This is a genomic window from Stenotrophomonas sp. Sm2128 (assembly GCF_030985535.1).
In the GTDB taxonomy this organism is placed as follows: Bacteria; Pseudomonadota; Gammaproteobacteria; order Xanthomonadales; family Xanthomonadaceae; genus Stenotrophomonas; species Stenotrophomonas maltophilia.
The window spans coordinates 1-3,601 of record NZ_JAPTFQ010000144.1 but is presented as its reverse complement, the minus strand read 5'-3'; the positions used below and the strand labels follow the sequence as shown (position 1 = coordinate 3,601).

Here is a 3,601-nt window from a genome sequence, read left to right as displayed (position 1 = left end):
CCGGCACCTCGATCCGCCGTGACCGCAGGCAGTTGCCGGCCAACGGCCGGCACCGCCTCAGAACTTGCCTTCCTGGAAATCGACGAAGGCCTGCATCAGTTCCTGCCGCGTGTTCATCACGAACGGGCCATGGCGCATCACCGGTTCTCGCAACGGACGACCAGCCACCAGGATCAGCCGCGCACCCTCGCTGCCGGCCGACAGATGCAGCTGCTCGCCACCGCCCAGCACCGCCAGTTCCTGGCGGGCGACGTCGCGCGCCGCGTCCTGCTCACCCACCGTCACCGCACCTTCGAACACATACGCGAAGGCGTTGTGCCCTTCCGGCAAGGCATAGGTCCAGGCGCGATCCGGGGCCAGCGTGATGTCCAGGTACAGCGGATCGGTGGCCGGCTGCACGATCGGGCCCTGCGTGCCATCCACGTTGCCGGCGATCACCTTCACTTCCACGCCGGCGTCCGGCCGCACCACGGGAATGCGCTCGGGTGCGAACTCCTGGTACTTCGGCTCGGTCATCTTCTCTTTCGCCGGCAGGTTCACCCACAGCTGGAAGCCGCGCATCTGACCGCTTTCCTGCTCGGGCATTTCCGAATGCACCAGGCCACGGCCTGCGGTCATCCACTGCACGCTGCCCGGGGTAAGCAGGCCCTCGTTGCCGTGGTTGTCGCGATGCCGCATGCGCCCGTCGAGCATGTAGGTGACGGTCTCGAAACCGCGATGCGGATGCTCCGGGAAGCCGGCGATGTAGTCCTCGGCACGGTCGGTGCCGAATTCATCGAGCAGCAGGAACGGGTCCAGGTCAGGCAGCGTCGGGCCGCCGATGACGCGGGTCAGGCGCACGCCGGCACCGTCGGAGGTGGGCATGCCACGGATGGTCCGCAGTACGCGGACCGGTTCGGGAAAGCTCATGGCGACTCCTGTTGGATGGATGTCACTGAAGATGGACGCCACATGGCCGCACGCCAATGGACGGCGCCGCAACCGATTGTTCCATCCCTGATGTTCGCTGCATGTCAGCACAACAAGCGTACGACCAAAGTACTACCGCCGATTCGTCCTGTGCCAATTGACCCTGCCGAGGGCACGCGGGACTCTTTGACTGTCTTTCCGGGAGAGAGCACCTCATGAAAGGGTTTTCCAAAATAGGCTGGGCGGTACTCGCCCTGCTCGGCGCCTTCTGTCTGGGCACCGTGGCCCTGCGCCGCGGCGAACACATCAATGCCCTGTGGATCGTCGTCGCCGCCGTTTCGCTGTACCTGGTGGCCTACCGCTTCTACAGCCTGTTCATCGCCAACAAGGTGATGCAGCTGGATCCGACCCGGGCCACCCCGGCGGTGATCAACAACGATGGCCTGGACTACGTGCCGACCAACAAGCACGTGCTGTTCGGTCACCATTTCGCCGCCATTGCCGGTGCCGGCCCGCTGGTGGGACCGGTGCTGGCCGCACAGATGGGCTACCTGCCCGGCCTGCTGTGGCTGGTGGTGGGCGTGGTGCTGGCCGGCGCGGTGCAGGACTTCATGGTCCTGTTCCTGTCCAGCCGCCGCAACGGCCGCTCCCTGGGCGATCTTGTGCGGGAAGAGATGGGCCAGGTGCCCGGCACCATCGCGCTGTTCGGTGCGTTCCTGATCATGATCATCATCCTGGCGGTGCTGGCGATGGTGGTGGTCAAGGCGCTGGCCGAAAGCCCGTGGGGCATGTTCACGGTGATCGCGACGATGCCCATCGCGATCCTGATGGGCGTGTACATGCGCTACATCCGCCCCGGCAGGATCGGCGAGATTTCGGTGGTCGGCCTGATCCTGCTGCTGGCCGCGATCTGGTACGGCGGCAAGGTCGCCGCCGATCCGGTCTGGGGCCCGGCCTTCACCTTCACCGGCACCCAGATCACCTGGATGCTGATCGGTTACGGCTTCGTCGCCTCGGTGCTGCCGGTGTGGCTGCTGCTGGCCCCCCGCGATTACCTGTCGACCTTCCTCAAGATCGGCACCATCATCGCGCTGGCCGTCGGCATCCTGATTGTGATGCCGGAACTGAAGATGCCGGCGCTGACCCAGTTCGCTGCCAGTGGTGATGGCCCGGTGTGGAAGGGCGGCATGTTCCCGTTCCTGTTCATCACCATCGCCTGCGGTGCGGTCTCCGGTTTCCACGCGTTGATTTCCTCCGGCACCACGCCGAAGCTGCTGGCCAATGAAGCGCACATGCGCTACATCGGCTACGGCGGCATGCTGATGGAATCGTTCGTGGCGGTGATGGCGCTGGTGGCGGCCTCGATCATCGATCCGGGCATCTACTTCGCGATGAACAGCCCGGCGGCGGTGATCGGTGCCGATGCGGCCTCGGCGGCGCACTACATCACCAACACCTGGGGCTTCACCATCACGCCCGAGCAGCTGACCGCGACCGCGGCGGCCATTGGCGAGCCGACCATCCTGCATCGCGCAGGTGGCGCACCGACACTGGCGGTGGGCATCGCGCAGATCCTGCACGAAGCGATTCCCAGTGGCAGCGACGCGATGATGGCGTTCTGGTACCACTTCGCGATCCTGTTCGAAGCGTTGTTCATCCTCACGGCAGTCGACGCTGGCACCCGTGCCGGTCGCTTCATGCTGCAGGACCTGCTGGGCAATTTCGTGCCGGCCCTGAAGAAGACCGAATCGTGGACCGCCAACATCATCGGTACCGCCGGCTGCGTGGCGCTGTGGGGCTACCTGCTCTACACCGGCGTGGTCGATCCGTTCGGTGGCATCCAGACGCTGTGGCCGCTGTTCGGCATCTCCAACCAGATGCTGGCGGGTATCGCACTGATGCTGGGCACGGTGGTGCTGTTCAAGATGAAGCGTGACCGCTATGCGTGGGTGACGGCCGTGCCGGCCATCTGGCTGCTGATCTGCACCACCTACGCCGGCTTCATCAAGATCTTCGACAGCAATCCGGCGCAGGGCTTCCTGGCCCAGGCACACAAGTTCCAGGCCGCCCTCGCCAGCGACACCATCACGGCACCGGCCAAGTCGGTGGCGCAGATGAAGCAGATCGTGGTCAACGCCTACGTCAACACCGGCCTGACCGCGCTGTTCCTGCTGGTGGTGGGCGCAGTGCTGGTGTATTCGATCAAGACCATCCTGGCGGCCCGCCGCAATCCGCAGCGCAGCGACCGCGAGACCCCGTACGTGGCGCTGAAGCCGCATGAAATGGTGGATCTGTGATGAGCACGCAACTGGTTCCCGCCGGCCAGTACCAGGCACACCGCCGTATCTGGCGGCGCCTGGTGCAGACCGCACGACTGTGCTGTGGCATTCCTGATTACGACAACTACGTCCGGCACATGCTGGAAAAGCATCCGGACCAGGAGCCGATGGATTACAAGACGTTCTTCCGCGAGCGCCAGGAAGCGCGCTACGGCGGACGCAACGGTGGTCGCTGCTGTTGAGGTTCCAGGGTGGGTGCCGGGCTTGCAGCCCGGCGCCCGCAGAGGCCGGAGCAACGGCAACAGCTGAGGCGTCGGCTCTGGGTTTCTGTGTGCTTGGCGAGGTGGTGTCGGATGGCGGGGACGCCGTAAACCCATCCCTGGGGGCTTGGCCGCGGCATCCATGCCGCGGAC

Annotated in this window: 3 protein-coding genes; 2 read left to right on the top strand and 1 reads right to left on the bottom strand. The window is 65.3% G+C overall.

The window, feature by feature from the left end; genetic code table 11:
- Positions 1–57 precede the first annotated feature (57 nt).
- Positions 58–909 (bottom strand): pirin family protein, encoded by an 852-nt coding sequence (locus O0K41_RS22075; RefSeq protein WP_033834360.1) that lies wholly within the window; start codon positions 907–909, stop codon positions 58–60.
- 215 nt (positions 910–1,124) lie between these two features.
- On the opposite strand from O0K41_RS22075, the gene O0K41_RS22070 reads away from it, so the two are divergent.
- Together O0K41_RS22070 and O0K41_RS22065 are read left to right on the top strand one after the other, a co-directional pair.
- Positions 1,125–3,206 carry a carbon starvation CstA family protein gene (locus O0K41_RS22070; protein ID WP_005410612.1) on the top strand — a complete coding sequence of 694 codons (2,082 nt, stop codon included), beginning with the start codon at positions 1,125–1,127 and terminating at the stop codon, positions 3,204–3,206.
- Positions 3,206–3,430, top strand: a complete 225-nt coding sequence (locus O0K41_RS22065; RefSeq protein WP_005410613.1) for a CstA-like transporter-associated (seleno)protein — start codon at positions 3,206–3,208, stop codon at positions 3,428–3,430. The genes O0K41_RS22070 and O0K41_RS22065 overlap by 1 nt, the downstream gene beginning before the upstream one ends.
- Positions 3,431–3,601 lie beyond the last annotated feature (171 nt).

What these genes read in the sequence shown, in the direction of transcription:
- O0K41_RS22075 (WP_033834360.1), bottom strand. Translation starts at nt 909, where the DNA reads ATGAGCTTTCCCGAACCGGTCCGCGTACTGCGGACCATCCGTGGCATG.
- O0K41_RS22070 (WP_005410612.1), top strand. Translation starts at nt 1,125, where the DNA reads ATGAAAGGGTTTTCCAAAATAGGCTGGGCGGTACTCGCCCTGCTCGGC.
- O0K41_RS22065 (WP_005410613.1), top strand. Translation starts at nt 3,206, where the DNA reads ATGAGCACGCAACTGGTTCCCGCCGGCCAGTACCAGGCACACCGCCGT.